Below are 26,207 nucleotides of genomic sequence, written 5' to 3' on the forward strand. Positions count from 1 at the left end.
TGGGATTCAAAGGATTTTTCTGTGTCTCGTGTCGACGATCCGACGCTGACTGGCTTCACCCTCTTGGCCAGTTTTCTCGGCATTCCCGCCGATGCTGCTCAAATTCATCACGATCGCGGCAAAGGCGATGAGCCCTATACATTCGACGATCTTCTTCGCGTTGCAAAGAAGCTGGGTCTCATCGCGCGAAGGCGTGGTGCGAACTTCGGGGAACTGAAGAAGCTTCCGTTGCCAGCTCTTGTCACTCTTGCAGATGGTGGCACAGCGATTCTGCTTAAAATTGATGACGCGAGCGAAAACGGTCTGCGCTATCTGGTCATGCTGCCGGGCGGCGGCCGACCGACAATCTGGAGCGAGCCGGAAGCCGAGGAGCGGCTCGGCCCCTCGATCGATATGCTGCTCATGACAAGCCGGGAACATCTCGCCGGCGAGAAGCGATCGTTCGATATCTCCTGGTTTATTCCGGCACTGGTCAAGTACCGCAAACCTTTGCGCGATGTCCTGATCGGCAGCTTTTTCCTGCAACTGGTTGGCCTTGCCACGCCGATCTTTTTCCAGCTCGTGATCGACAAGGTGCTGGCGCATCAATCGCTCACCACGCTCGAAGTGCTTGCGATCGGACTGGCTGGCGTCCTGATCTTCGAAACGGTGTTGTCGGCGCTGCGCAACTGGTTGTTTGCGCACACGAGCAACCGCGTGGACGCCGAATTGTCAGCATCGTTGTTCCGCCATCTGATCGCACTTCCCCTATCCTATTTCGAGGCCCGCCGCGTCGGCGATAGCGTGGCGCGGGTCCGCGAACTGGAGAGCATTCGCAACTTTCTCACGTCAAACGCCGTAACATTGGTGATCGATCTGTTCTTCACGATCGTGTTTTTCGCCGTGATGTATGTCTACTCGCCAATGTTGACACTGATCGTGGCGCTGACGGTTCCTCTCTACGCGGCCATTTCGATGGGCATCACACCGCCATTGAGGGCGCGGCTCGATGAGAAGTTCAAGCGTGGTGCGGAAAACCAGGCATTTCTCGTGGAAACCGTGACCGGGATCGGAACGCTCAAGGCGATGGCGGTCGAAGCCCGCATGCGCGAGAAGTGGGAAAAGCAGTTCGCAGGTTATATCAAAACGGGTTTTGACGTCACCGTTCTTGCCAATTGGGGCAGCCATGCCATCCAGCTTGTCAGCAAGCTGACGACGGTCGCCATTCTGTTCTTTGGCGCCAAGGCAGTCATTGCCGGAGATCTTTCGGTCGGCAGTCTGGTTGCCTTCAACATGTTGGCAGGCAGGGTGGCTCAGCCTATCGTACGGCTGTCGCAGTTATGGCAGGATTTCCAGCAAGTTCGCATTTCTGTCGATCGGCTGGGCGACATTCTGAATGTTCCCGCCGAGCCCGAACATAACCCAAACAGAGCCAGCCTTCCGCCCATCAAGGGTGCGATAACGTTTGACAAGGTTCGGTTCCGCTATCGGCCCGATACTCCCGAGGCGTTGCGTGGGATCAACTTGGAGATCGCGCCGGGTGAGATGCTCGGCATTGTCGGGCCTTCGGGATCGGGTAAGTCGACTCTCACCAAACTGGTCCAGCGGCTCTACGTACCCGAGCAGGGGCGTGTTCTGGTCGACGGCACCGATCTGGCGCTCGTCGATCCCGCATGGCTGCGTAGGCAGATCGGTGTCGTTCTGCAGGAAAATATTCTCTTCAACCGATCAGTGCGGGAAAACATTGCCCTCAGCAATCCGGCATTGCCGATGGAAAGAGTCATCGCCTCAGCCCAGCTCGCAGGAGCGCATGACTTTATCCTGACACTGCCCCATGGCTATGACACGCTGATTGAAGAACGCGGCGCCAATCTTTCAGGCGGACAACGTCAGCGCCTCGCCATCGCCAGAGCACTGATCACCAATCCACGGATCCTGATCTTCGACGAAGCAACAAGTGCGCTCGATGCTGAGAGCGAAGAGATCATTCAGAACAACCTCGCCAAGATCGCCAAGGGCCGGACCATGTTGATCATTGCGCATCGGCTATCCGCGGTGCGGGCCTGTGACAGGATCATCACGATCGAGGCCGGTGAAATCACAGAGATGGGCGGTCATTCTGAATTGCTTCGCGCTGGCGGCCGCTATGCCAGTCTGCACAACAAGCAAATGGGATTGGTCGGCGCGGCATGATCGCAATGGCTGATCGGTTCCCGAACGCCGCGCGGCACTGGCGGGTCCTCCGGGAAAGCTGGCAAGCTCAAAATCTTGCCGACGCTGCCTATAAGGAACGTGACGAGTACGAGTTTCTTCCGGCCGCTCTCGAAATCATTGAGACGCCAGCTAGCCCGGGCCTACGGCGTCTGATGCTCATTACATGTGCCATGCTCGTGTTGGCGCTGCTTTGGGCGAGTATCGGCAAAATCGATATTGTCGCCGTAGCGGCGGGGAAGACCGTGCCGGCCGGTAACGTGAAGATCATTCAGCCGATCGAGATCGGTGCCGTGCGCGCAATTCATGTGCATAATGGGCAGACAGTGCGTAAGGGGCAGTTACTTATCGAACTCGACCCGACGCTGGCGAATGCCAGCGAAGCGCAAAGCGAGCAGGCTTTCGCATCGGCCCGGATCCTTCAGGCGCGCAATAATGCGCTGCTTTCCCACCTCGATGGCCGGCCTGCAAGTCTGCAATTGCCTGCAGGCACGCCTTCCGACATCGCGCGGACCGAGCAATCCTTGGTCGAGAGCGCAATCGCGGCCTACCAAGCCGAAAGATCTTCACTCCTGCAGCAACGGACCGAAAAGCAGGCCGAACTGGTGGCCGCACAGGCTAAGGTCGAAAAGCTTCGCGAAAGCCTCCCTTATCTGGACCGCCAAATGTCGGCACGGGCAGAACTGGCGGAAAAAGGCTATTATTCACGTCTGAGGCTGCTTGAATATGAGCAGGCACGCGCCGAGCATGTTCGCAATATCGACATTGAGACCGCCAATGCGAAAAGGGCCAAGGCTGCAATCGGAACGATCGATGCCAATTTGCAGTCGTTGCGCCAGAACTTCGGACGAACCGCTGTTACAGATTTGTCCGATGCCAATGACAAGGCACTGCTCGCTGCGGAAGATCTCCGCAAAGCCGCGCGCAGGAGAGAATTTCACGAATTGCGCTCTCCTGTCGACGGGGTGGTCCAGCAATTGACGGTCAATACCGTGGGCGGCGTGGTCCAAGCAGCTCAACCTTTGAGGGTTGTCGTGCCTTGTGGCCATATCGCTAATGGCAAGAGTTGTTCAGGCGGTCTCGCCGTCGAAGCTTTCGTGCAGAACAAGGATATTGGTTTTGTAAAAGTCGGTCAGCGCGTGGCAGTAAAGCTCGAGGCATTCAACTTCACGGACTATGGGCTGATCGAAGGCACAGTTGAAACGATCAGCCGCGATGCGATCGATCGGAACCAACAAGGCGATGCCATCGCACAAGGTTCTGACGGACGCCCTGTACATTCCGGACTGGTCTACGCGGCTCGGGTGCGCCTGTCCTGTTCACCCGGTAATCTGGAACGCGCGCCCCTATGTGGCCGCCTGCAGCCAGGAATGGCTGTTCAGGCGGAAATTAAGACCGGGCGCCGGCGGATTATACAGTATATCGTGTCGCCTATTCGCAAGGCCTTGGATGAAGCAGGACGAGAACGGTGATGCCAGATACTTTTGATGGTTCGCAAGGACAACAATTCGATACCAGAGGCTTGAAGCAAGAGGACTGACAGCTCATCGTTTCCAAAACCGCCTGCACAAACCCATGGAAACGGCCATTACCGCTGGCACAAAGCCGACGGCCAGACAGATTGCGTAAATGGTCAGGTTTCCGCAAATGAGCGCCGCCGGCGCGCACAGCCACAGAATGCAAGTCAACAAGGCGAGTACGCGGATGATCCGCCACCGTGCCCGCCTCGGCTTGCGGCTTGCGATGAAGTCGGCTTGCTGAAACAGTTCGCGCGAAAATTCATCAGTGGGCTGCGATTCTCGCCGCATCAGCCTATTCGTTCACGACGATCGCACGAAGAGTGGCTGCTACCTGCCTCTTGGCTTTCTTCTCCGCTTCTGGTGCTTCGCGGGCTATAAGCTGAGCCAAGTTGATAATGGCGGCGTGGGGCAACTCTATTGCCGCCGATCTGGCCATCTTCTCCACTTCTTTGATGAGACGCGGCAATCGATCAACATCTGGAATCGAAAAGTCGCGCACTGGATTCTTGCCTGGGCCAAATAATACCCATTCTGGATCGATATCACATAGGATCCGCACGCCCATGAGGGCCCAGATGGGCGGTGCGCTCGCACCATTCTCCCAGGAATTCACCTGTCGTCGGGTATAGCCAAGGCGTTCGGCGAACAGTTCCTGACTCAAGCAAGCATGTTCCCTTGCAAGGCGAAGCCGCTCCGAGACGCCAGTCAGATCGCGAGGAATTTCGGCAATTTGGTCTATGTCGATCATTGACTCAAGTTCTCATGTGGGAAATTATTCGTCAAGCCTTTGACCCTTGAGGAGTCGCTCCGTGCAAGATGCCCGTCATACGATGATTAAGGCCATGCTGTCTCTGAAAGGCAGAACGCTCAGCGATGTTGCACGAAGTCTTGATGTCGCACCATCCACGCTATGCGGAGTCAGTCGCGGTCACAGGCGATCACGTCGTATCGAGGCGGCTATCGCGCACGAAATTGGAACCGAGCCGGCCAAGCTTTGGCCCGAGCGGTATGTACTGGGAGCAAAGGGAGAATCCGCATGATCTGATCGATGAAAGATTCCAGATCGGGATAAGCGAAGGCCCCACTCGTGGGGAGCGAGGCCTTCGTGTGAATGATCACAGCAACATCATTCTGCTCCCGAAAATCCGCAAAATCAACTTCCGTTTTTAGAACGGAGGGTTTGTCGTGCGCGCGTTGACGCGCAGAGTGGAGCCAGATTGATGAAGAATTATCGTGCCATGCTTCGACAACTCGTGCGAGGAAAATTGTCGTGCAACGCCATCGCGGTGCAGCGGAACATGTCGCATCATACCGTTCGCAGAGCATCCAGAATCATCGAACAGCAGAGAATTACAGCTGACCAGATCGACAATCTTGGAGACGCTGAGCTCGAAGCACTATTCTATCCAGCGCGACGCCCCGCCAAACGATTTGTGGAACCGGACTGGAGCAAGGACCACAACTTGATCCGCACGGGGTTCACCAGGCTCGAAATGCATGAACGCTATGTTCAAAATGCGGGAAATGGCCGCACCATGTCCTATCGCGAATACTGCCGCCGATTTGCAATCTATTTGCGAGCACTGGATCCCGTCATGCGAATTGACCATGCACCCGGTTATGCCTTGCAAACCGATTATGCCGGATACACTCCGAAGGCCTGCGATCACGGATCGATATCTCCCGTCTCTTTCAAATTATTTGTTGCGACCTTGCCGTTCTCTCGGCTGGTCTATGCAGTGATTGCGCGATCGGAAAAAACCAACGACCATATCGATGCGAATATCGCTGCAATTCAAAATATCGGAGGCTCGCCCCTTGTCCTGGTGCCGGATAATTTGAAAGCCGCCGTGTTGTCTCGGCCACGCTTCGGACCACCGCGTATCAATGCCGAATATCAAAGTTTCGCTGATCACTATGGCATCGGTATCAGCCCGGCGAGGCCCAATCATCCGCAGGATAAATCGGCGGTGGAGAATAGTGTAAAACTTGTTCAGCGCGCATTGCGATTGCGGTTCCACAACAGGCCTGTGCCATCACTGACGGAACTACGTCTTACTCTCTCAGATATCGTTGAGAAGATAAATGAAAAACCTCTCCGCCGCGCCAACGGACATAGTCGACGAAGCCTATTCGAAGCCGAGGAGCGCGCGCACCTTCAGCCCCTACCACCTGAACCCTACCTGCCTATCGAAACTCGGGCTGAAGCGCTGGTGGGTAGGGATTACCACGTTATCTTTAGGGGCTGCTATTATTCGGTACCGCACATTTACACCGGCGAAACCGTTAGCCTGACCGTCGAAAGCCAAACCGTTCATATCTCTTTAAAGTCCAAAAGCATCGCTACTCACCCCCGCCTTCACGGTACCGGTAGAACCTCCACTCTGCCCGAACACAGGCCACAACACCATCGCTTGGCGGCGACCGAAGACATCTTGGAATGGGCAGAGACGTACGCTGAGGCGGTCAGAACTCTGGCTGCCGCAGACATATCCAGCCCGCTGCCCGCGCACCTTCGCAAGCAAAGAACCGAATGGATTAAGAGCTTGCCGCGTCGCTTTACACGTCGCCGATTCGAAATGGCTTGCCAACGCGCTGTCGATCTCGGTGACTTGCGCTTCAAGCATGTCGAAAATGCCCTGATACGCGGTATTGAAACTACTTTACCTCAGCAAATTGACGGAACCGGGATTGTGGCACGCAGCAATGTGCGCGGCGCCGACTACTACGGCAAAAAGGGTTCGTCGTTATGAGCATGGAATCGGTTCGGGAAACCTTACGTGCTTTGCGCCTCGAGGGAATGCTGGCATCACTGGATCAGCAGGCGCTATCTCCGGCCTTTGGAGATATGGCCTTTATCGATCGGCTTCAGCATCTGCTCGCTGGCGAACATCACGAACGTCAGGTAAGAAGCCGCCAGCGCCTATTCCGTCAGGCGAAATTTAAACATACCGCCGCTGACCCGTCTCGGATACTGTTTGGAGGAGAGCGTGCTCTCGACAAGGCCCAGATCGCGGAGCTTATCGCCTGTGAATGGATACGGAATGCGGACAACCTTTTGATCTCTGGGGCAACGGGGACGGGAAAGACCTGGCTTGCCTGCAGCTTGGGGGTTGCCGCAATTAACCGGGGTTTGTCGGTCCGTTATGTTCGGACAAATCCGATGCTTGAAGAAATGCGCCTCGCCCACCTCGACGGTTCGTTGTCCAAACTTCGCGCCGCTTTGGTACGAGTATCACTTTTGATCCTTGATGATTTTGGGATTGCACCGATCAATGAGCAGGCCAAAGAGGATCTAAACGAACTTCTCGATGGGCGGAGCAATAGCGGTGCCACGATGGTTGCCGGACAACTCGAACCCTCAGAGTGGCATGCCTATCTGGACTCGCCGCATCTTGCCGATGCAATTCTCGACCGTATGAGCCAGCGTGCCTGGCGCCTTCAATTGCGCGGGCCGTCGCTGCGCGAAAGAAAATAGCCGGTGATGGGGCGGGTTCAACCGCCCCATTTTGTTCCAGCACAGACCCCAACGTTTTTGGCAGGCATTTTGGCTTCGCCAGGGCTGGTCCTGGCCACAATTGGGCGGGTTGGCCAAGCCGAGTCAGGTCAAGTGGCCATGATCGGGCTAGTTGTTGGCTGCCTCTAGTAAAATCCTGTGGCAAAGAAGGACATTATTGAACTTATCGAAGCTGAGCGGCGCGTTTTCCGTGCCGCCAGGCAGTCTGGTGACCGGGCTTTGGCTTGGACCGCGCTCGAGCGGGAACATATTCTGGGCCAGGGCTTCTTCGGGCCGCACCTTCGTTCACATATGACGATGCTGGGCTATGCAGTTGAAACCCGCGATGGCCGCGAAGTTCTGGGGCAGGTCATACGTCTTGCGCTCGCTCCCCTTGGTAATCTCACCGGACGGCTCCCCTGGGGCAATACCGGACGCGCAAACGTGAGCGCATTCGCGCCAATGCCATACCCGGACGACCTCGCGGAGGTTTTCACCATCTCTTCGGACGAGGTTCGCTAGCACGCGCCATGGCAATTCTATCCAACGAACAGGTTGAACGTCTCTACGACAAGAACGCGGGAATCTATGACCGATTGGTGTCGGGGTTTCGGTGGGCCGGTCTTGGTCGCTGGCGACGCGATCTGGTTAACCGGCTTGAACTCAACGCCGGTGACCATGTGATCGATCTATGTGCTGGCACCGGCGCAAACCTCGCGTTTCTGCTTGAGAGAGTAGGACCAAGCGGCAAGGTGACGCTGGTCGACCTTTCGCAAGGCATGCTCGACCAAGCCCGTCGACGAGCGAAGCGCCTGCGAGCTAGCAATGTCGAATTTGTGCAGTCAGACGTAGCCGCCTTCCGCTTTCCGAGCGAGACCAGCGCAGTCATCAGCACCTTTGGACTGGAAATGCCACCTGATTACGCTGGGATCATCGAGCGCGCCTCGGCTGCTCTCCCGACGGGTGGCCGGATGGCCCTGCTTGGCCTGAAACACCCCGAGCGCTGGCCGCGATGGCTGATTGAAATCGGAATATTCGCTACGAAACCGTTCGGCGTCTCGCGCGATACGAAGAATTCCGCCCGTGGCTACCAGCCCGCCGAGAGCTGAACGAACTCCATTTCCGCGAGTTTCTGGCAGGATGCGCTTACGAATTCGTCGGTGCCAAATCGTAATGCGGCGGAAGCCGCAGTTGCGTGACTGCTTTTGTCTAGCTTCATGCGGGTTCCCCTGTTGAGTTCGAGCCCAAATACACCACATCCGCTTGCGCTGGTCAGTCGATTTTAACCGTGCGCAGATAGGGGCGCAGCGTTGTGAAACCTTGCGGGAAGCGCGCTTTCGCTTCTTTATCGGAAACAGACGGTGGAATGATGACGTCATCCCCACTCTGCCAATTGACCGGGGTTGCCACGCCTTTACTTTCGGTGAGCTGGACTGAATCGAGCAATCGAAGCACTTCTTCGAAATTGCGTCCGCTGCTCATCGGATAAAGTAGCATCGCACGGATTTTTTTGTCCGGGCCAACGATATAGACGGCGCGAACGGTAGCATTGTCGGCTGCGGTTCTTTGCTCCGCACTGCCAGTCTCCTCGGCGGGCAACATATTGTAGAGTTTGGCCACCTTCAGGTCGCTGTCGCCGACCACCGGGTAATCGACTTTATTGCCGCTGACCGCGCCTCGATATCGGGTAGCCAGTCGCGATTGTCTTGGCTGCTGTCGACCGACAGGCCGAGAATCTTGGTGTCGCGTTTGGCAAATTCCTCGCCGAGACCGGCCATGTAACCCAGCTCGGTCGTACAAACCGGGGTAAATGCCTTTGGATGAGAAAACAGGATAGCCCAATTGTCGCCCATCCAATCATGGAAGGTGATGGTGCCTTGGGTCGTTTCCGCTGTGAAATCGGGGGCTGTCGAGCCAATGGAGAGGGTCATGTGCATAATCCTATTTGTCGTGAGGGGAGGTGTCCGCCGTCCTCATATTTTGGCGGGTGTGTGGCCTGCGGCACGTCGAATGTCGACGCAATCGATTGCGTGAGTCTCGACCTCACCTGCATTTAGTGGGGCGGAAATGCTCACTGGCGCTCCCGCCTCCTACAAGATTGCGCGATCATCGGCCGGCGTAGATACTCAGAAGCGCACGCTAGCGCCTGCTACGAAGCGCCGGGGAGCCCCCGGTCTCAAACCCGAAGGCCGACGCGCTACAGCATAAGCATTGTCGAACAGATTATCCACTCTGGCAAACAAAGAGAGACCTTCCGTCAGCGCAAACCGGCCGGCGAGATCAAAGACAATCCTTTCGTCAATACGCTCATCGGGCGAAATATCCCCGCTACCTGCTTCGGTGCGTACTTGCGATGTGTAATTGGCGCTCACGAGCAAGGATGCCGGTCCAAATGCGAGCCCCGTTTCGGCATAGAATTGGTGGCGAGCGATGTAGGGGAGTGCGTCGCCCTGGGACACGGAACCGAAGAACGCACTCTCGAAACTGCTTTCGAATTGCGCGTCGGTGAGCGTGTAAACCACCGAGAAGGGAATTGAAATTTCCCTACCCACTTGATGCTCCGTCGAAGCTGCCAGCTCCAACCCCTTTACGGAGACGGCCCCAGCATTGAACTGGTCGCCAATATCCCCGACGCTACACCCCACGGATTGTGTGCAGTTTCCGAGCAGATTGGAATAGTCGGAATAAAACGCAATCGCGGAAGCTTGAATGGCGCCATTCCGAAAACGCCCACCAAATTCATAGTTCCAGCTTTTCTCGGCTCGCGCCTCCGGATTTCCTGGCCCGGGGGGAGAAAAACCGCGCGAAGCGCCTGCAATCAACAGCACGTCTCCCAGTGCATAGGTTGCACCGAGTGCGGGAAGCCATTCGTCAATGTTGGTCTTACGTATGCGCGAAGGTCCATCGAGACGAGCGGGGTCGGCTCGATCATAGTCCAGTCGGGTAAGGTCGATGCCTTCGTACCGAATGCCGGGTGTCAGAGTAAGCCCGCCGATCTCGATCCGGTCCTCCAGATAGAAAGCGATCGCCTTCGCCTTCGCCTCGCGATTGGCTTGAGCGCCCGGAGCCGTCTGCCGGACGAAAACGAGATCTCCATCCGTTTGCGTATAGAATTCCTCATTCTGCAACCGGTCTTCTTCATCCTCGTGATACCGGAGCGACGCAGCCAGGTTGTGCCTGACCTCGCCGGTCTCGAAAGGTCTTTCGAACGAAAGCTGGACGCCTTCGCTCCGATAGACGCGGTTGTTGTTGCGAATGCGAAGGGCACCTTCAGCGCTGTCTGCGCCTCGCAGGATTGCGAGGCCTCTCTCGTTTGAGGAGGGAGCATCGAAAACGGGTTGGATGGCATCAAAGCTGCCATCACCATCGAAATCGATGTCCTGTAGCTTCGACCAACTTCGTGTGAAATCGTTGCGATATAGGGTAACCGCGAACTGCGTGTCGTCGGGCAACCGGAGGGTGCCGGTGAGCCGATATTGATCGTGCTCGCCCGTGAAAACGTCGCGTTGGCTGGCCGAATAGCGCCGGTACGGATCGCTCGCGAAATCCGCGTCGGCGAGGCCCAAATAGGTTTCGTTCGCCTCAAGTTCTGATCGACCATAGGCGAACTCGAGGCGCGCATCGACCGGCGAATCTGGGCTGGTGTGGACGGCGAAGCGGGCGCGATAGTCCTGACGTTGAAAACCGGTCTCAGCGCCGGGAAGCCCATCTATCGTCTTGAACCCGTCACTGCCTTGCTGATAGCTTTCCACCAGCGCCCCGAAATTGCCGGCGCTAGCGCCAATCCAGCCATGACCTTGATAATAGCCGCGAGAACCAAGCTGTCCGGAGGCTTCGCCAGCAAGGCTCTCGGTCGGTATCGGAGTCGATCGGAAATTGATGGCCCCGCCGATCGTGCGAGGACCATAGCGTACCGAGCCCGCGCCCTTGATCACTTCGACTGCATCCATTCGACCGATCGCAGGGAAGTAATACGCGGCCGGAGCGGCGTAGGGGGCAGGGGCAATAAGAACGCCATCTTCCATCAAGGTGATGTTGCTCGACCGTTCGACCGGCGCGCCGCGCAAGCCAATATTCGGGAATAGCCCGAAACTGTCCTCTTCCTGAATGTTGACCCCCGGCACCTGGCGCAGGACACGGTTGACGTCACCATGCTCGAATTCGCTCAGTTCCTCGCCATCGATTAGGTCCGCCGCACCGGCCACTTCATACGCATCGATGCGACCGCCAATCACGATAATCGATTCGCTTGGGTTTGCTATCCCGTCCTGCGATTGCCGCTCATCGGTCGGGTCTTTTTCATTGGCGTAAGCAGGGGCGGCCAGTGCAATTGCTATGAGCGAGGCGGTAGCGCGATACATGTGAAGAATCCTTTCGAGACATTTACCAGCCTACTACTGCTATTGAGACGTATTCGCAATAGCAGTAGTAGGCTTTTATGCCCATATCGGGTTAGGGCGGCTCGCGGTGCATCGGTTCCGGACTGCAATACCGTCCGTGACCGGCGCGCGATGAGGGCTCAGGGTCTGCGAACGGTCGGGCAGGAACAGGCCAGCGAAAGCTTAATCACCGGCCGTGTCTTTCCCGTTGTTGGGTGCCGGGTGGGCAGGGATCAGCGCATCATCGCAGTCCGTAGCGAGGCAGGGCTCGAAAGTGGCATGTGCGATGCCGAAATCCTTTTCCAGCATCGCCCGCGCGCGTCGCTTGACTCCCTCGAATGCTGTTTGGGAGTAATCAACAAGAGTGAGATGGGCTTCGAGCGCCCGGTGATGTTCTCCCAGATTCCAGACATGGACGTGGTGAATATCCTGCACGCCGCCAAGCGCGCGCAGGTTTTCAACCATCTGATCAAATTCCACCTCGTCCGGCACTGCTCCCATCAGCAGACGAACGGTTCGCGGTAGGAGCGTCGCGCCCTGCCAGATGACATAGGCCGCGATGATGAGAGTGATGATGAGATCGGCGACGACGAGATCGTATAGAATGATTAGCACTCCGGCGACGATCACACCGATCGAGGCCAGCGCGTCCGAAACATTATGCAGGAAGGCAGCCTTCATGTTAATGCTGTCATGCGCGCCGCGATAGACAATGAATGCGGTGACGAGATCGATGACAAGTGCGATCCCGGCAACCCAGATCACGGTCCAGCCTTCGACCGGCTGCGGCGCGGCGAAACGGTTGATCGCCTCAACGATCAGATAGAATCCGATGATCAGCAAGGTCGTCAGATTGATGAGCGCGGCGACGACTTCTCCCTGGGCGTAGCCGAAGGTCATCAGCTTGTCCGCCGGCCGCCGGCCTATGCGCCGCGCAAACCATGCAAGACCAAGAGAGGCCGCATCGCTGAAGTTGTGCAATGCATCCGCGATAAGCGCCAGTGACCCCGAAAGGATGCCGCCGACGATCTGGGCAAGGGTCAGGAGGACATTGATCGCGACCGCGAGGATCAGCTGACGATCGCTAAGGTTTTCCTCGCCGTGACTGTGGCCAGCATGATCGTGCGAGTGCGCCATCACTTCTCTCCGCTATTTACGATTTCGTTGCCGGCGGTATCCGGATGCTGAAGGATCGCATCGGAATTATCGATTGCTCCGATCGCGGCGTTAAATCCGACTGCAATCATTCCGAACATCGCAAGCCCGGAGATGAAGGCCGCGAGTGCTGCCAAATTCAAACCTCCCAGTCTGCCCGGGATTTGCAGCAAAAAATGAACCGACCAGATAAGAAAGTATCCTGCGAGTAGAATTGCCAACCGCGCGTCGGCTGTTTCGCTCATGCCGTGGAGAAGCCAAAACCCGGCTACCGCTGCGGCAACAAAGGCGAGTGACAGAAAAACATGGATCGCCAGACGATCCATGCGTTTCATCGCGCTGTCGCGAAATCCGGCTGTTGTCTTTCGCCCCACCAGGAAAAAGGTGATTCCAACCCCTAGTGTTGCTGCGAAACCGGCGAAGACAGACACGGCTGCTGCTGCACCCAGAGCGATGCCACCAAACCCCAGCGCAATACCGCCTTGAAGCGCAATGGTCATCTTCGGCCCGCGTCTTCCCACGGCGTCGGACAGGGTTCCAACTGAGTCGCGATGCGAAGCCCAGCCTCCGATCAGCACCGCCAGAAGATAGAGAGTCCCGCCAGCGGGGAGCAGGGCTGCGTCTATGAAGTCACCCCTTGCTTGTCCAACTGCAGGACCGGTCAAAACAAGCGCAAGTGCGGCAAGGGCGCCAGAGTGGACGGCCGCCGCGAACCCATTTCCGTTCGGGGTAGGCCCGTGCTTTTCTTCCCAGACAACGCCAGCACCCAGGCCGAGGCTTGCCAGCATCGCCAAGGTCAGGATCGCCGACAAATCCTCAGTTGCAAATATCTCGTGGACGAGGCTCATTCCCGTGTTTCGCCATGAACCGTTCCCGCCTCGTCGTGCTTGTCACTGTGCGCGTCGCGCAGGATATCGATCCCGCCGTAAAGAGCTATGCCAGCCACAGCGACGCCGACCACAAGGTCCGGCCAGTTCGCGCCTGTGATCATAACGATGACGCCAGCGATGATAATCCCGCCGTTCGAAATGAAGTCATTGAAGCTGAATGTGGTGGCGGCCCGCATGTTGACGTCCTTGTTCTGCATCTTTTGCAACAGGCGAAGGCAATAGAGGTTCACTATGCCCGCGACGGCAGCCATCGCGATCATCAGGATGCCACCCGGCTCAGAACCTTCAACAAACCGCCTAACGGCATCAGCAATCACTCCGCCGGCAAAGATCAAAAGCATGACGCCAGAAAAGCGCGCTGCGCCTCGCTTCCAAGAGCGCGGTCGACTCAGCGCAAGGAGACTGAGAGCGTAGACAAGCGCGTCCGACGAATTGTCGAGTCCGTTGGCCAGCAGCGCATTCGAGTCGCCAAAGTAGCCCATGACGAAAAACCCGACCGCAATCGCGACGTTAAGCCATAAGACGATCCATAATGTGCGGCGCTTGTCAGACGTATCCAGATTGAAGTTATCATCGCCGCTCATGCTTGCGTCTCCATTATCGCCTTTGCACCGCTCTTCTCTTTATACGCCAGAAGCCGGAGCGCGTTGGCGACCACGATCAATGTCGAACCTTCGTGAACCGCGACAGCGGGGCCTATCCCGAGACCGAAAATGGTCGCCGGGATAAGCACAGCGACAATTCCGAGACTGACGATCATGTTCTGCCGGATGATCGAGCGGGTCTGCCGGCTCAGATCGACGGCGAAAGGCAGCCGGGCAAGATCATCTGCCATAAGGGCGACATCGGCTGTCTCCAGCGCGACATCCGAGCCTGCGGCACCCATTGCAATCCCGACGGTGGCATTCGCCATAGCCGGAGCATCGTTGACCCCGTCTCCGACCATCGCAACCTTGTCCTGACCGGCAAGCTTGCGGATGGCCTCGACCTTGTCGTCGGGCATGAGATTGCCCCAGGCCTCGTCGAGGCCGACATCCTTTCCAACCGCATCGGCCACTCTTTGATCGTCACCCGAGATCATGATCATTCGGGTGATCCCGAGGCCGCGTAACGCTTCGAGCGTCGCCTTTGCTGCCGCCCGCGGCGTGTCGAGCAAACCGATCGCTCCAAGATCGCGCGTTTCCGAGCGAACGCCCATTGTTGTCCGCCCGCGCTCGCGCATGGCCTCGATTTCTCCCGACAGGCCCTCACTGAGCGAAGGAACGCCGTCTTGGCCAAACATCTCGAGCTTGCCGATCCACACCCGCTCACCGCCAACAATTGCGGTGATGCCCTTGCCTGTGAAGCTTTCAAGATCGCGCGCTTTGGGCAGTGTCTCATCGCCGAGCTGCTCGCGGCCATCCTTGACGATCGCCTGTGCCAGAGGATGATCGCTCAGGCTTTCGGCGGCGGACGCAATCGCAAGCAACTCTCGTTCCGCCACGCCGGGCGCTGCCACAACATCGGTAATCCGGGGCTCACCTTTTGTAAGCGTACCGGTCTTGTCGAAAGCGATGGCTTTGAGCGCACCGAGATCCTCGAGCGGCGCGCCGCCCTTTACCAGAATGCCGCTGCGTGCTGCTCTGGCCACTCCGGACAAGACCGCGCTCGGGGTCGCGATCGCCAAAGCGCAGGGGCTGGCAGCCACAAGCACCGCCATCGCCCGGTAAAAACTGTCGCGGAACGGCTCGTCGATGACAACCCAGGCGAAAAGGAGCAGGCCGGCCAGAGCGAGCACGGCGGGCACAAAAATTCGCTCAAAGCGCTGCGTGAAACGCTGGGTAGGAGATTGCTGAGCCTCGGCTTCGCTCACCATTTGGACGACCTTGGCGAGGGTCGTATCGCTCGATCGCCGGGTCACTTCCACTTCGAGCGCGCCCGATCCGTTGATCGTCCCCGCAAAGACGCGATTGTCATCCGCAAGATTGTCAGGATTTGCGCGCGCAGAAGCGACATTCGAAACCGCGCTCTTGTCGACCGGCACGCTTTCACCGGTCACCGGAGCCTGATTGATGGCACTGACGCCGTCCAGGATGAAACCGTCAGCCGGAAGGCGTTCGTTCGGACGCACGATTACCACGTCGCCTAGCGCCAGCTCCTCGACCGGAACCTCAACGACGTCATCCCCACGTTTTACTCGTGCCGTTTCCGGCGCGAGCTCGGCGAGCGCCTCGATCGCCCTCTTAGCGCGCCCCATCGCGTAGTGTTCGAGCGCGTGGCCGAAACTGAACAGAAACAGCAATAGCGCGCCTTCGGCCCATTCCCCGAGAAAGGCGGCGCCTGCAGCGGCGACAAGCATGAGGCTGTCGATTTCAAACCGGCGCAGGCGCAAATTGTCCCACGCCTCTCGGACGGTAAAGAATCCGCCAAAGAAATACGCCGCGAGATAGCATGCGAATGGCAGCCATCCGGGATGCCCAGACCATAGTTTCTCAATCCCGAACCCGGTCGCGAGAAATGCGCCCGAGGCGAGCGAGAAATAGAGTTCGGTGTTCGCGCCGAAGATTCCGCCATGACTGTGTCCGGCATGATCTTCATCATCGTGACTATGGTCTTTGGAGGAGTGCTCGGCGTTCCTGACGACATCGCCCGCCAGAACCGACACGCCGAGGTTCTTGAGCTCGCCAGCAATCGTAGGCTCATCGGTTAGCTGACGGTCGTATTCGGCAACGAACCTCCCGCTCGCATCAGCATTTGCTTCGAGGATACCGGGTTTGCTCGCCAGCAGGTCCGCGACCGTTTGGGCACGGCGGGTGGAATTGATGCCATCGGCTTGCCAGACAACGTGTCCGTAGCGTTCGGAGATTTCCGCTCCGGCCACATGGGCCAACTCCTTGATGCGGGGGACAGTCAGGCGATCGGCATCGTATGATATCGCTAGTCGAGCGGATGCATTTTTCTCGCCCGGCAATATCGTGACCTCGTGCACGCCGATCCGCGAGTTGAGCAAAGACTGCAAGCGAGCGATGCAATGGTCTGTTTCGCTCGGGAGGTCGGGAAGGAGCGGTGAGACTTCGAGTTCGATGGTTCGCGTCATTGCCTATTGCTTCCCATTGGAAATTGACCGCTCCCGGTGCCGCAGACCCGTAAGCTTGCAGGTTCGCGAAACCCTAAAAGGGACTAGCGAAGCCCGCATATTGCGTAACGAAAGCGTCAATGTGCGTCCTGACCTGCCGGCACTTTCAGAGAATTCGCTGGACAGCGGTGAAACGTGCGCGTGACACCGCGATAACTGCGGGTTGTCAGTTTTTCGGCGGTGCGCTCTTCGATGGTAAGATGACGAACCCGCATCGGCCGTTCATGACCTTCGAATGGCATGTGCGCGTGGGTGTAAGCGATGGCATCGCCCTCGTCTCGCCAAATTCCGACGGCGGCGGGGGCACCGTCCGGAAGCTGCACTTCGGCATAATAGCCATCTGCGAAAAACACCCAGGCCGGTCCGCTATCACAAGACCGCGTTTCACCAAGGCTCCAGACACCGGCGATCGGAACAAGCGTGCTCTGATCCTGCGCCGATGCTGGAACACTTGAAAGTATCAGGGCGCCGGCAAGAGTCACTCTGAGCTGGCTACTAATCATTGATGCTCTCCATTCACGTAACCTCTTGCAGCTCTTGCCGTTCCTCGGGAGTGACGTTGCGGCGCAGGCGGTCCCACCAGCGTTGACGCCACGTCCGGTCATCCTTTCTGGTGGCGAAGACGAGCTTCAGGATCGCGGGAAGGACGAACAAGGTGAGCGCAGTGGCGGTGATCAGACCGCCAATGACCACCGTTGCTAGAGGCCGTTGAACCTCCGCTCCGGTACCGGTCGCGATCGCCATGGGGACAAACCCGAGCGACGCGACCAGAGCGGTCATCAATACTGGACGCAAACGCGCCAGTCCGCCTTCCACAATGGCCTCATCGAGCGCCATCCCCTTGTCCAGACGCTGGCGTATTGCAGTCACCATCACGAGACCGTTGAGGGTCGCCACGCCCGAGAGGGCGATGAACCCGACTGCCGCCGAAACCGAAAACGGCATTCCGCGCAGAGCCAGCGAGAAGATGCCGCCAGCGAGGGCGAGCGGGATCGCGCTGAAAACAGCCAGAGCGGGAACCCAGCCTCCGACTGCCATATAGAGCAACAGGAGAATAACCGCGAAAGCGATCGGGATAACGATCTGCAACCGTTCCTGCGCAGCTTGCAGGTTCTGGTATTGACCGCCCCACTCGATAAAGGCTGCAGCGGGCAATTCGACCTGCGCCTCGACATTCGCCCTCGCTTCCTCAACGAAGGATCCAAGATCGCGCTCGCGCACATTGGAGGAAACGATCACCAGCCTGCGTCCCTGTTCACGGCGGACTTCGGCAAGGCCATCCACAACCCGGAATTCAGCGACCGAGCGCAGCGGTATGGTTGCTCCGTTCGGAAGCAGCACCGGCAATGCACCAAGCTGATCGAAATCATCGCGTGTCGCATCCGAAAGCCGAACGACGACCTCGAACCTTCGATCGCCTTCAAACACGAGTCCGGCAGGCCGCCCGCCCAAAGCAATTGCGACGGATTGAGCGACGTCTTCGACCTTCAGCCCATATCGAGCGATCGTTGGACGATCGAAGGCAATATCAAGCGTCGGGAACCCGGTGACCTGCTGGACTTTGACATCCGCAGCTCCCTCGACCTCGCGCAAGATGCCGGCGACCCCGTTCGCTGCCGAGGTCATGGCGCTCAGATCGTCGCCGTAGATCTTGACCGCGACATCGCCGCGCACGCCAGCGATCAGTTCGTTGAAGCGAAGTTCGATTGGTTGGCTGAACTCATAGAGATTGCCAACCAGGCCTCCCAGAGCACTCTCCATTTCTGCCACCAGATCGTCTTTCGAAAGATCCGGGTCAGGCCATTCATCGCGCGGCTTCAGGATCACATACGCATCGGAGGCGTTGGGCGGCATCGGGTCGCTGGCCACTTCCGCAGTACCGGTACGTGAGAATACCAGCTGCACTTGCGGAAATTCCTCCAATCGATCTTCTACTCGCCGCTGCATCGCCAGAGACCGCTCGAGAGATGTGGAAGGGATTCGCAATGATTGCACCGCGATATCGCGCTCGTCGAGCTGCGGCGTAAACTCGCTGCCAAGGAAACTGAACACCAGAGCAGCAACGGCAAAAATGCCGGCACCGGCCCCGATCACCGGCCAAGGGCGGGCGATGGCTTTGCGGACAAGAGGCCCATAGCGTTCCTTGGCCATCCGGATCGGTTTGACTTCCTTCTCCGTCAGTTTTTTGTTCAGCAGGATCGCGATCATCGCCGGGACGAAAGTCAGCGAGAGTACGAATGCCGACGCGAGCGCCAGCATGACCGTGATGGCCATCGGCGAGAACGTCTTGCCCTCGACTCCGGTGAAGGTCAGCAACGGTGCGAACACCAGAAGGATAATCGCCTGACCATAGACAGTCGGCTTGATCATCTCCTGCGCGGCAAGCCGCGTTTCCGTCAGCCGTTCGCCAAGTGTCAGGAGCCGGCCCTCATGCTCCTGTCTGGCCGCAAGACGTGCCACACTATTCTCGACGATAATCACGGCCCCATCGACGATCAGACCGAAGTCAAGCGCGCCCAGACTCATCAGATTGCCTGACACTCCGAGCCGGTTCATGCCGATCGATGCCATCAGCATCGAAAAAGGGATAACCAGAGCGGCGATAATTGCGGCGCGTATGTTGCCGAGCAAAAGGAACAGGATGGCTATGACCAGCAGCGCACCCTCGACGAGATTCTTCTCGACGGTCGCGATCGTTGCATCGACAAGAGACGAACGATTGTAGACGATTTCGGCTACCACACCTTGCGGCAGGGAGGTGCGGACTTCATCAAGCCTCTCAGCGGCCTGGGCTGAAACAGTGCGGCTGTTTTCTCCTGCCCGCATGAGGACGGTACCAACCACAGCCTCGTCGCCATTCAGCGATGCAGCCCCGGTTCTGAGATCACCGCCAATGCTGACCGTTGCGACATCTCCCACGCGAATGGGAACGCCTTCACGTGTAGATATGACTGCTTGCTCGATGTCCTCGACACTGCCGAGCCGTGCATCGACACGAGCCAGCAGGGCCTCTCCTGATCGCTCGACGAAATTCGCGCCTTCGGCAAGGTTGGCGGCTTCCAGCGCTTCGATCACCTCATCGAATGAAAGCCCGTAGCCTGTCATGCGAGCAGGATCGGGCTGTACGAGATATTGCTTTCGGAAACCCCCGATGGAATCGACACCGGCGACGCCATCGACCGACCGCATGAGTGGAGCGACCACCCAGTCCTGAATGGTACGCAGATAAGCAGCCTTAGCGACATCGCTATCGAGCCTGTCACCGCGTTCGGTAACGAAGCTTCCGTCGGACTGCCAACCGACCGCATTGCCCTTCGGTGCTTCCTTGCCCCCCGGATGCTCGAACTCGATCGTATACATGAGCACTTCGCCCAGACCGGTCGAGATAGGTCCCATTACCGGTTCTGCTCCTTCGGGCAGCGAAGCGGTGATCGGCGTCAGGCGCTCATTGACCTGCTGCCGCGCGAAATAGATGTCAGTACCTTCTTCGAAGATTGCAGTAACCTGGCTGAACCCGTTGCGCGAAATCGAACGGGTCATTTCCAGACCATCGATCCCGGCAAGACCGGTTTCCACCGGATAGGTTACCTGCGTTTCGACCTGGGAGGGGGAAAGGGCGGGCGCTTCGGTATTGATCTGCACCTGAACGTTCGTAATGTCGGGTACGGCGTCAATGGGAAGCCGAAGAAGGTTCATCACGCCATAGATGGCGACACCGATCGTCAAAACGACCATGGCCCAGCGAAAACGCACGGCCATGTCGAGGATCATGCCGATCAGGCCGTGGCGGTGCGAGTGCTCCGTTTCCTGCATGCGATCAGTGTCCATGTTCGGCTTCCTCTTTTTCGAGTTCGGCTTTGAGCAGGAAGGCATTCTCGGTTGCGATCCGCCAGTTCGCTTCGAGACCGGATTCGATCACCACGCGGCCTCCGGAACGTGCGCCGGTCACCACCGGACGGGTCTGGAAGCCGCGGCGAGTGCGCACGAAAACCACTTCCTGGCCGTCGAGTGACTGCACCGCGCTTTCGGGCACCGACATGCGGCCCGTGTCGACCTCGCCCGAAGGCCGGATGCGCGCTTGCAGGAAGGCACCTGGTTGAAGACCGGGGATGGACCGCGTGAGCGAAAGGACTGCCGTCGCGCTGCGGCTCTCAGGATCGAGCGATGGCGTGACGGAGCGGACCCGCGCTCCGATCTCGCGGTTTTCTGCAAGTTCCAGCGTGGCTTCATCGCCTGGCTGAATACGGCTTGCTTCTGCAGAGGGGAGCGCGACTTCGATCTGCATCGCATTAGGATTCACGATTTGGTAGAGTTCCTCTCCCGCATCGACAAACGAACCAAGGACAATAGGCGCCGCCGTTACCCGTCCTGCAAGAGGGCTGGTAACCGCCAAAGACCGACCGTCGCCACTCACGCCCGCTGCCGCAACCGCTGCCTGCGCGCGGGACAGTTCTGACTGGGCGACCTGGAGATTGGCGCGCACCGCTTCGAGATCCTGCCGCGCCGTAACATTGGCTTCGAAAAGCCGGCGTTCGCGCTCATAGGCGGCTGACAATTCGTTGACGCGCGCGCGCGCCGCGCTCAATTGCGATGCCAAAGCTGCCGCTTCCGCACTTTCGATACGCGCAATGGTTTCACCCTGCCGGACGTAATCACCCAGCGTTTTTTGAACGCTCCGCACCACGCCCGCCGCTCGCGCATCGATCCGCGCGCTGCCTGTGGGGCTAGCGGCGATTGTGGCTGGGAACACTAGCTCTACCGCCGAGCCCTCACCAACGGTCTCGACCATGATTTCGGAGCTTCGAATCTGCTCTTCGCCGAGTAGGACCAGTCCTTCCGGGAGATCGCTTTCTTCGGTTTCCTCTTCGCTGTGCGGTTCTGCGCCGTTGTCCGGCCACAGCATTACAGCAGCCGCAAAAACAAGAATGATCAGGCCGATCAGTACAGCCAAACGCTTACGGTTCATGGGTATTTTCCTCATTGGGCGCCAAGCCAGATCAACTGCGCCGCCAGGCGACCGCGATCTTCCTGGGCTTGGATCAAGGCTTCTCGGATTGCATCGCGGGCTTCGGCCGCAGCCAGAACCTCGATCAGCGGGAACCTGCCGTTGCGATACCCAATCCGGACGAGGCGCAAGGCTTCTTCCGCTTGAGGCAGGGAGGTTTGGGACAGAGTCTCTACACGAGCCTCGGCGGCGAGAAAGCGGCCGCGCGCCTGGGTTACTTCGAGTTCGAAATCCGCGCGGGCGACAGCCTCGCGTGCGGAGGCCGCGCGGAAGCGGGCCTCGGCAGCGGCGATGTTACCCTGATTGCGATTGCGGAAAGGAAGGGGAATCGAGACGCCCACTAGGAAGGCTTGATCCCTGCTTTCCTCGAACCGCCTGACACCGGCGGAGATGGCCGGATCGGGAACACCCAAAGAGCGCTCCCTGTCGATCGCAGCGTCCGCCGCCTCGCGTTCGGCACGCGCAACTTGGAGACGCAAAGCAGAAGGCGATGCAAGAAGCATCGCAGGAGGTTCGATCCCGGGAAACGCCGATGGCACGTCCGGGGGAGGGGACGTTTCACCCCAGAGCGCCACCAACGCGCTCCGCGCCGCTATCTCTGAAGCTCGCGCGGCTTCAAACTCCGCCTCGGCTTCAGCAAGGGCCGCTTCTGCACGAAGCGAGCGCAGCGGCGGCTCGCGGCCAACTTCGACAAGCAGGCCAGCTATACGCGCGAGTTCGCGATTGCGTTCGACTACGTCGCGGGCAAGTTCCAGTCGCGCAGCTGAAGCGACCGCCTCGATGTAGCGTTCGCGCACCATGCGACTCAGCTCAGCGACCGACAATTCTCCAGAAAGCATTGCCACGCGCGCCTCGGCCTCGGCCGAGCGAATGCGTGCGCCCCGCTTGCCGCCTAGCTCGAGGCGCTGACTCAAAGACAACGTATATTCGGTTGCTTGCAGCCCTGAAAAGGCACCGCTTCCTGCGATGTTCTCCGCTTCAAAGGCAAGCTCAGGATTTGGCCGAAGCCGTGCCTGATCGATAAGCGCGCGTGCCGCGTCCGTTTCGGCCTGCGGCCCGATCAAACGCGGATTGTCTGATTGCACCTGCGCGCTTTCGTCCACACCCGCACGCGCGAGAGCTTCGTCGAGCGTCAACACGGCGCGATCTTGTGCACGCACCGCACCGGGCAGTACTGCGAGGCTCAGCCCTGCAAAAAGGGCGCCTCGCCAAATAATGGCAAACATGAATTGATTTTTCCTCTACTGACATGCCGAATGCGCGCCGACATTGCGGCGGCAATACTGGACGTCAGATTCGAGGAGGGGGCGTCAAAATCGCTTGCTGGACTGCAGTCAGGCCGACGGGTTCGAAGAAATGCTGTGCACCGGATGAACGCTCACCGGCCCCGATATCCGCATTACCTGCAAACTGGACTCCATGATGGCAATGGCCGTGGGCGCAGATGCCATGCTGCTCATTCGGGCTGTCCGGCAAGTCTTGACCAGTCTCGCTACTTGCAGCTTCGACACTTGTAAGTTCGCCAATTTCAGGCCCGCATACCGCCGCGTCCACGCTTACGCTGAACACCAGGCCGAAGAGAATCAGCATGGCGAAAAACGGCTTCAAGGCAAGAAGGGGCGTACGGAGGGTCATGACAATTTGGCCCCGCTAGCAGGACCAATCACATGGCACAAGTCGATATTCTCTTCGAATGCCGAAGCCGTCGCGCAGCTCAATGCATAAGAACGAACAAATGCGCTATTCATGTACCGACCTGGGTCGACACAAACGCCGTAATAGAAAGATATATTATCACACTGCATCGCGTGACCGGTCATTGTTTGATGCTCGGGTGTGATTAATCCAGAAACCAAGTAAAAGTGCGGATGCCATTGCAAATTGAGCGCCAATCACTTGGAACGTCGGATAAACTCCAAGCATACTTAGTCGCGGACCGCCGGCTATCTGTGCAATTCCGATCACACCCGCTTCCTGCAAACCCGCGATCCCTTTGCCAATCAGGACAATCGCAAGCAGGGCGATGAGCACCGAACTGTAGGCAAAGAACTTTCCGATCGGCAGCGTCCGGCTGTAGCGCAGCAGCAGCCAGGCGATGACGACAAGGAGCAAACCGGCCGTGGCAGCGCCCGCCAGCAGATAGCCCGTACTTCCCTGAGCGGACAGCGCAGCGTAAAAAAGGATGGTTTCGAAGACCTCTCTATAGACGACAAGGAATACGATCCCGAACAGAAACCAGAGCGATCCGCGCGAAAGCGCCTTGCCAAGCTTGTCGCGGATATAGCGCTGCCAATTGTCTGCCTGTGATTTTCCGTGCATCCAGACGCCAACCGACAGGAGGACCAGCGCTGCAATCAGCGCACCGAATGCCTCGATCGATTCCCGGCCGGCACCGCTGATGTCGAGAAGATAGGTCGCCGCAAGCCAAGTAAACGCGCCTGCTACCAGCGCACCGGTCCACCCGCCATGGACAAATCGCAATGCCCGATCCTGTCCCGCCTTCCTCACGAAAGCGATCATGGCGATCACGATCAGCAATGCCTCCAGACCCTCGCGGAGGAGGATCGCGAAAGATGCCACAAAGGTTGACCATCCCGTCGCAGATTCCGGCGCAAGGACATTTTCAGCCTGTACGAGCAAACCCTCGATGGCCCGGATCCGTTCGCTTATCGCAGAGGTCGGCAGATCTGCGTCGATGGCTGCACGCAAGTCCATCATCCCGCTCTCGATACGCACCAGAAGATCCGGATTGCGTGTCGCCAATATCGGTTCGACGGGTTCGAACCCGTCCAAATATGCCGACAGTGCGAGCTCCTTGGCCCGGGAAATATTCCCGTTCGCGTGGGCGCGTTCAGCTTCTGCGAGCCGGGTACGTGTGATGCCAAGAGGCCCCGCTGCATCGGCGATCGCCGACGGGTTGGCCCGAAGATAGGCCATGAGCGCGTCCGCGCGCTCTTGCCCGATCTCTCCTGCCAGTTCGTCCGGCGTGATCTTCGTGAGAGCGGCAAGATCGGGAAAGCGTTTACGTAGTTCGGAATCTGACTTCCATAGACGCGCCCCTTCGTCCGCCGGCTCAAAGGCGACGGATCCCGAATAGAAGGCCAGGGCCCAACGATCGTCGGAGGAGAGCTGTGAGAAACCGGGCATGGCGGTGCCATCGATCCCTTGGTCGATAACCTGATAGAGACCCATGATGCTACGCTGGCGCGCGCGATCGACGTCGGTAAATGCGATCGGCGGCGGATCAAGGCCCGCAGACGCCGGCCCGCGACCGTTTCCTGACACCCCGTGGCAACTGGCACAAGTCTCCTGGTACAGCAGTCTTCCGCGCTCAAGATCGGGCGCCCTCGAAGGCGAGAGCGTGATCGGATAGATGGCTAGGAGATCCGCAGCGAGCTTTCTGGCTGCCGTGGCAACTTGATCAACGGGGGCCATCGAGAGGATATCGGCTTCAAGTTGCTTCGCGTTTGCCTCTAGCCGAACGCGACCGGGGCGTTCAGGCAATTCCGCAATACCCGATCGTACCGAACCGGCGAATTCGACCATTTCCTCATATTCGACTTCGTTGACGACTTCGCCGTCCTCGACGGCAGCTGCATAATCTACCGCCATGTAATCGAGCAGGCGCCAGATCGTGTTGGGTTCTGCCGCCAACGCTTGCGCGCTGCCGAACGACAACAGAAGGGCCAGGCAAATGCCGGACAGGCGCGCCAAATATTTCATCATGCAATCTGCTGCGTTTTCATATCGCTGCGCGCATGGCGGATAATTTCGAGAGCCGAATGGAGGAACAAAAATGCAATCGCAGCGGCCACGATGATATCAGGCCATGCGCTTCCCAACCAATAAACCAAACCGGCTGCGACAATGACCGCGACATTGGCCAGGGCATCGTTGCGCGAAAATAGCCATATCGCGCGCGCTTGAGCATCGCCTTCTTTGCGAAAGCGAGCGAGCACAAAAACGGCGGCAAGGTTGATAAGCAGGGCGACAAACCCCACCCAGCCCATGATTCCGGCTTCCGGTTGCACCATATCGAACATGCGCCATATCGCCGCGCCGATCACGCTCACACCAAGCGCCGCCAGAAACAAACCTTGCGCGAGCGCCACCCGAGCACGCGTCGATGCCGTCCATCCGAGCGCAAGCAGTCCGATGAAGGTGATCGAGCCATCGCCAAGGAAATCCAGCGCGTCGGCTTTGAGCGCCTGGCTCGCGGCTAAAAACCCGGCGGCCAGCTCGATCATGCCGAAACCGACATTGAGGATAATCACGATCCAAAGCGCGCGGCGGTATTGCGGATCGTCAACCGCCCTCTCGGGGTCGCCGGTGCAACCACAGTCTTCCGAATCATCTAAACTCATGATTTTTGAGCTTTACAATCTCCAGTTACTGGAGGATCAAGGACTTTCTGCGAACCTTTCGCAGAAAGTCTGACGGCCGATGTGCGATTGCGT

20 protein-coding genes and 1 pseudogene are annotated in these 26,207 nt (G+C 58.3%); 7 read left to right on the forward strand and 14 right to left on the reverse strand.

Annotated elements, in window-relative coordinates; all coding sequences use genetic code 11:
* The first annotated feature begins 21 nt into the window (after positions 1-21).
* Together LOZ74_RS05660 and LOZ74_RS05665 are read left to right on the forward strand one after the other, a co-directional pair.
* Complete coding sequence (locus tag LOZ74_RS05660) at positions 22-2,172, forward strand: type I secretion system permease/ATPase (protein WP_230293243.1); 2,151 nt, start codon at positions 22-24, stop codon at positions 2,170-2,172.
* The gene (locus tag LOZ74_RS05665; RefSeq protein ID WP_230293244.1) at positions 2,169-3,662 is read left to right on the forward strand and encodes an HlyD family type I secretion periplasmic adaptor subunit; all 1,494 of its coding nucleotides are present in this window, start codon (positions 2,169-2,171) and stop codon (positions 3,660-3,662) included. The genes LOZ74_RS05660 and LOZ74_RS05665 overlap by 4 nt, the downstream gene beginning before the upstream one ends.
* A gap of 340 nt (positions 3,663-4,002) precedes the next feature.
* Here LOZ74_RS05665 and LOZ74_RS05670 read toward each other — a convergent pair whose 3' ends face one another.
* Positions 4,003-4,458, reverse strand: coding sequence for a helix-turn-helix domain-containing protein (locus LOZ74_RS05670; protein ID WP_230293245.1), 456 nt, complete (start codon positions 4,456-4,458; stop codon positions 4,003-4,005).
* A gap of 94 nt (positions 4,459-4,552) precedes the next feature.
* Between LOZ74_RS05670 and LOZ74_RS18285 the strand changes: the two genes are divergently transcribed.
* The 5 genes from LOZ74_RS18285 to LOZ74_RS05690 all read left to right on the forward strand — a co-directional run bounded on the left by LOZ74_RS18285 (position 4,553) and on the right by LOZ74_RS05690 (position 8,315).
* Positions 4,553-4,750 carry a transcriptional regulator gene (locus LOZ74_RS18285; protein WP_370638903.1) on the forward strand — a complete coding sequence of 66 codons (198 nt, stop codon included), beginning with the start codon at positions 4,553-4,555 and terminating at the stop codon, positions 4,748-4,750.
* 180 nt (positions 4,751-4,930) lie between these two features.
* Complete coding sequence (gene istA, locus LOZ74_RS05675) at positions 4,931-6,463, forward strand: IS21 family transposase (RefSeq protein WP_230293246.1); 1,533 nt, start codon at positions 4,931-4,933, stop codon at positions 6,461-6,463.
* Entirely contained in the window at positions 6,460-7,188 is a 729-nt protein-coding gene (istB, locus tag LOZ74_RS05680; protein WP_230293247.1) for an IS21-like element helper ATPase IstB, read from the forward strand. Before istA ends, istB begins: the two co-directional genes overlap by 4 nt.
* A 177-nt stretch (positions 7,189-7,365) precedes the next feature.
* A complete protein-coding gene (locus LOZ74_RS05685) occupies positions 7,366-7,728 on the forward strand; it encodes a DUF3703 domain-containing protein (RefSeq protein ID WP_010412645.1) in 363 nt (120 codons plus the stop codon).
* A gap of 8 nt (positions 7,729-7,736) precedes the next feature.
* On the forward strand, positions 7,737-8,315 hold the full coding sequence (locus LOZ74_RS05690) for a class I SAM-dependent methyltransferase (RefSeq protein ID WP_224800998.1): 579 nt from the start codon (positions 7,737-7,739) through the stop codon (positions 8,313-8,315).
* Positions 8,316-8,478: 163 nt separating this feature from the next.
* Here the strand turns inward: LOZ74_RS05690 and LOZ74_RS05695 are convergent.
* The 13 genes and pseudogenes from LOZ74_RS05695 to LOZ74_RS05755 all read right to left on the reverse strand — a co-directional run bounded on the left by LOZ74_RS05695 (position 8,479) and on the right by LOZ74_RS05755 (position 26,114).
* Positions 8,479-9,137, reverse strand: a pseudogene (locus LOZ74_RS05695) (peroxiredoxin).
* 195 nt (positions 9,138-9,332) lie between these two features.
* Positions 9,333-11,567 carry a TonB-dependent receptor domain-containing protein gene (locus LOZ74_RS05700; protein ID WP_224800999.1) on the reverse strand — a complete coding sequence of 745 codons (2,235 nt, stop codon included), beginning with the start codon at positions 11,565-11,567 and terminating at the stop codon, positions 9,333-9,335.
* A 201-nt stretch (positions 11,568-11,768) separates the two neighbouring features.
* The gene (locus LOZ74_RS05705) at positions 11,769-12,722 is read right to left on the reverse strand and encodes a cation diffusion facilitator family transporter (RefSeq protein WP_224801000.1); all 954 of its coding nucleotides are present in this window, start codon (positions 12,720-12,722) and stop codon (positions 11,769-11,771) included.
* On the reverse strand, positions 12,722-13,588 hold the full coding sequence (locus LOZ74_RS05710) for a hypothetical protein (RefSeq protein ID WP_224801001.1): 867 nt from the start codon (positions 13,586-13,588) through the stop codon (positions 12,722-12,724). Before LOZ74_RS05710 ends, LOZ74_RS05705 begins: the two co-directional genes overlap by 1 nt.
* On the reverse strand, positions 13,585-14,214 hold the full coding sequence (locus LOZ74_RS05715; protein WP_224801002.1) for a cation transporter: 630 nt from the start codon (positions 14,212-14,214) through the stop codon (positions 13,585-13,587). The genes LOZ74_RS05710 and LOZ74_RS05715 overlap by 4 nt, the downstream gene beginning before the upstream one ends.
* The gene (locus LOZ74_RS05720) at positions 14,211-16,706 is read right to left on the reverse strand and encodes a heavy metal translocating P-type ATPase (protein ID WP_224801003.1); all 2,496 of its coding nucleotides are present in this window, start codon (positions 16,704-16,706) and stop codon (positions 14,211-14,213) included. Before LOZ74_RS05720 ends, LOZ74_RS05715 begins: the two co-directional genes overlap by 4 nt.
* Before the next feature lie 116 nt (positions 16,707-16,822).
* Positions 16,823-17,248, reverse strand: coding sequence for a hypothetical protein (locus tag LOZ74_RS05725; protein ID WP_224801004.1), 426 nt, complete (start codon positions 17,246-17,248; stop codon positions 16,823-16,825).
* 13 nt (positions 17,249-17,261) lie between these two features.
* Positions 17,262-20,525, reverse strand: coding sequence for an efflux RND transporter permease subunit (locus LOZ74_RS05730; protein WP_219149915.1), 3,264 nt, complete (start codon positions 20,523-20,525; stop codon positions 17,262-17,264).
* 37 nt (positions 20,526-20,562) lie between these two features.
* Positions 20,563-21,711 (reverse strand): efflux RND transporter periplasmic adaptor subunit, encoded by a 1,149-nt coding sequence (locus LOZ74_RS05735; protein WP_219148248.1) that lies wholly within the window; start codon positions 21,709-21,711, stop codon positions 20,563-20,565.
* 11 nt (positions 21,712-21,722) lie between these two features.
* Complete coding sequence (locus LOZ74_RS05740) at positions 21,723-22,976, reverse strand: TolC family protein (protein ID WP_219148250.1); 1,254 nt, start codon at positions 22,974-22,976, stop codon at positions 21,723-21,725.
* 64 nt (positions 22,977-23,040) lie between these two features.
* Entirely contained in the window at positions 23,041-23,385 is a 345-nt protein-coding gene (locus tag LOZ74_RS05745) for a hypothetical protein (protein WP_219148252.1), read from the reverse strand.
* A gap of 159 nt (positions 23,386-23,544) precedes the next feature.
* Positions 23,545-25,476 carry a cytochrome c/FTR1 family iron permease gene (locus tag LOZ74_RS05750; protein ID WP_224801006.1) on the reverse strand — a complete coding sequence of 644 codons (1,932 nt, stop codon included), beginning with the start codon at positions 25,474-25,476 and terminating at the stop codon, positions 23,545-23,547.
* Complete coding sequence (locus LOZ74_RS05755; RefSeq protein ID WP_219148254.1) at positions 25,473-26,114, reverse strand: cation transporter; 642 nt, start codon at positions 26,112-26,114, stop codon at positions 25,473-25,475. Before LOZ74_RS05755 ends, LOZ74_RS05750 begins: the two co-directional genes overlap by 4 nt.
* Positions 26,115-26,207: the final 93 nt, after the last annotated feature.

It is taken from the genome of Croceicoccus sp. Ery5 (assembly GCF_020985325.1).
GTDB lineage: Bacteria > Pseudomonadota > Alphaproteobacteria > Sphingomonadales > Sphingomonadaceae > Croceicoccus.

Coding starts and splice junctions, on each gene's coding strand:
- LOZ74_RS05665 (WP_230293244.1), top strand. CDS start 2,169: ATGATCGCAATGGCTGATCGGTTCCCGAACGCCGCGCGGCACTGGCGG.
- LOZ74_RS05670 (WP_230293245.1), bottom strand. CDS start 4,458: ATGATCGACATAGACCAAATTGCCGAAATTCCTCGCGATCTGACTGGC.
- LOZ74_RS18285 (WP_370638903.1), top strand. CDS start 4,553: ATGCTGTCTCTGAAAGGCAGAACGCTCAGCGATGTTGCACGAAGTCTT.
- istA (WP_230293246.1), top strand. CDS start 4,931: ATGAAGAATTATCGTGCCATGCTTCGACAACTCGTGCGAGGAAAATTG.
- istB (WP_230293247.1), top strand. CDS start 6,460: ATGAGCATGGAATCGGTTCGGGAAACCTTACGTGCTTTGCGCCTCGAG.
- LOZ74_RS05690 (WP_224800998.1), top strand. CDS start 7,737: ATGGCAATTCTATCCAACGAACAGGTTGAACGTCTCTACGACAAGAAC.
- LOZ74_RS05700 (WP_224800999.1), bottom strand. CDS start 11,567: ATGTATCGCGCTACCGCCTCGCTCATAGCAATTGCACTGGCCGCCCCT.
- LOZ74_RS05705 (WP_224801000.1), bottom strand. CDS start 12,722: ATGGCGCACTCGCACGATCATGCTGGCCACAGTCACGGCGAGGAAAAC.
- LOZ74_RS05710 (WP_224801001.1), bottom strand. CDS start 13,588: ATGAGCCTCGTCCACGAGATATTTGCAACTGAGGATTTGTCGGCGATC.
- LOZ74_RS05715 (WP_224801002.1), bottom strand. CDS start 14,214: ATGAGCGGCGATGATAACTTCAATCTGGATACGTCTGACAAGCGCCGC.
- LOZ74_RS05720 (WP_224801003.1), bottom strand. CDS start 16,706: ATGACGCGAACCATCGAACTCGAAGTCTCACCGCTCCTTCCCGACCTC.
- LOZ74_RS05725 (WP_224801004.1), bottom strand. CDS start 17,248: ATGATTAGTAGCCAGCTCAGAGTGACTCTTGCCGGCGCCCTGATACTT.
- LOZ74_RS05735 (WP_219148248.1), bottom strand. CDS start 21,711: ATGAACCGTAAGCGTTTGGCTGTACTGATCGGCCTGATCATTCTTGTT.
- LOZ74_RS05740 (WP_219148250.1), bottom strand. CDS start 22,976: ATGTTTGCCATTATTTGGCGAGGCGCCCTTTTTGCAGGGCTGAGCCTC.
- LOZ74_RS05745 (WP_219148252.1), bottom strand. CDS start 23,385: ATGACCCTCCGTACGCCCCTTCTTGCCTTGAAGCCGTTTTTCGCCATG.
- LOZ74_RS05750 (WP_224801006.1), bottom strand. CDS start 25,476: ATGATGAAATATTTGGCGCGCCTGTCCGGCATTTGCCTGGCCCTTCTG.
- LOZ74_RS05755 (WP_219148254.1), bottom strand. CDS start 26,114: ATGAGTTTAGATGATTCGGAAGACTGTGGTTGCACCGGCGACCCCGAG.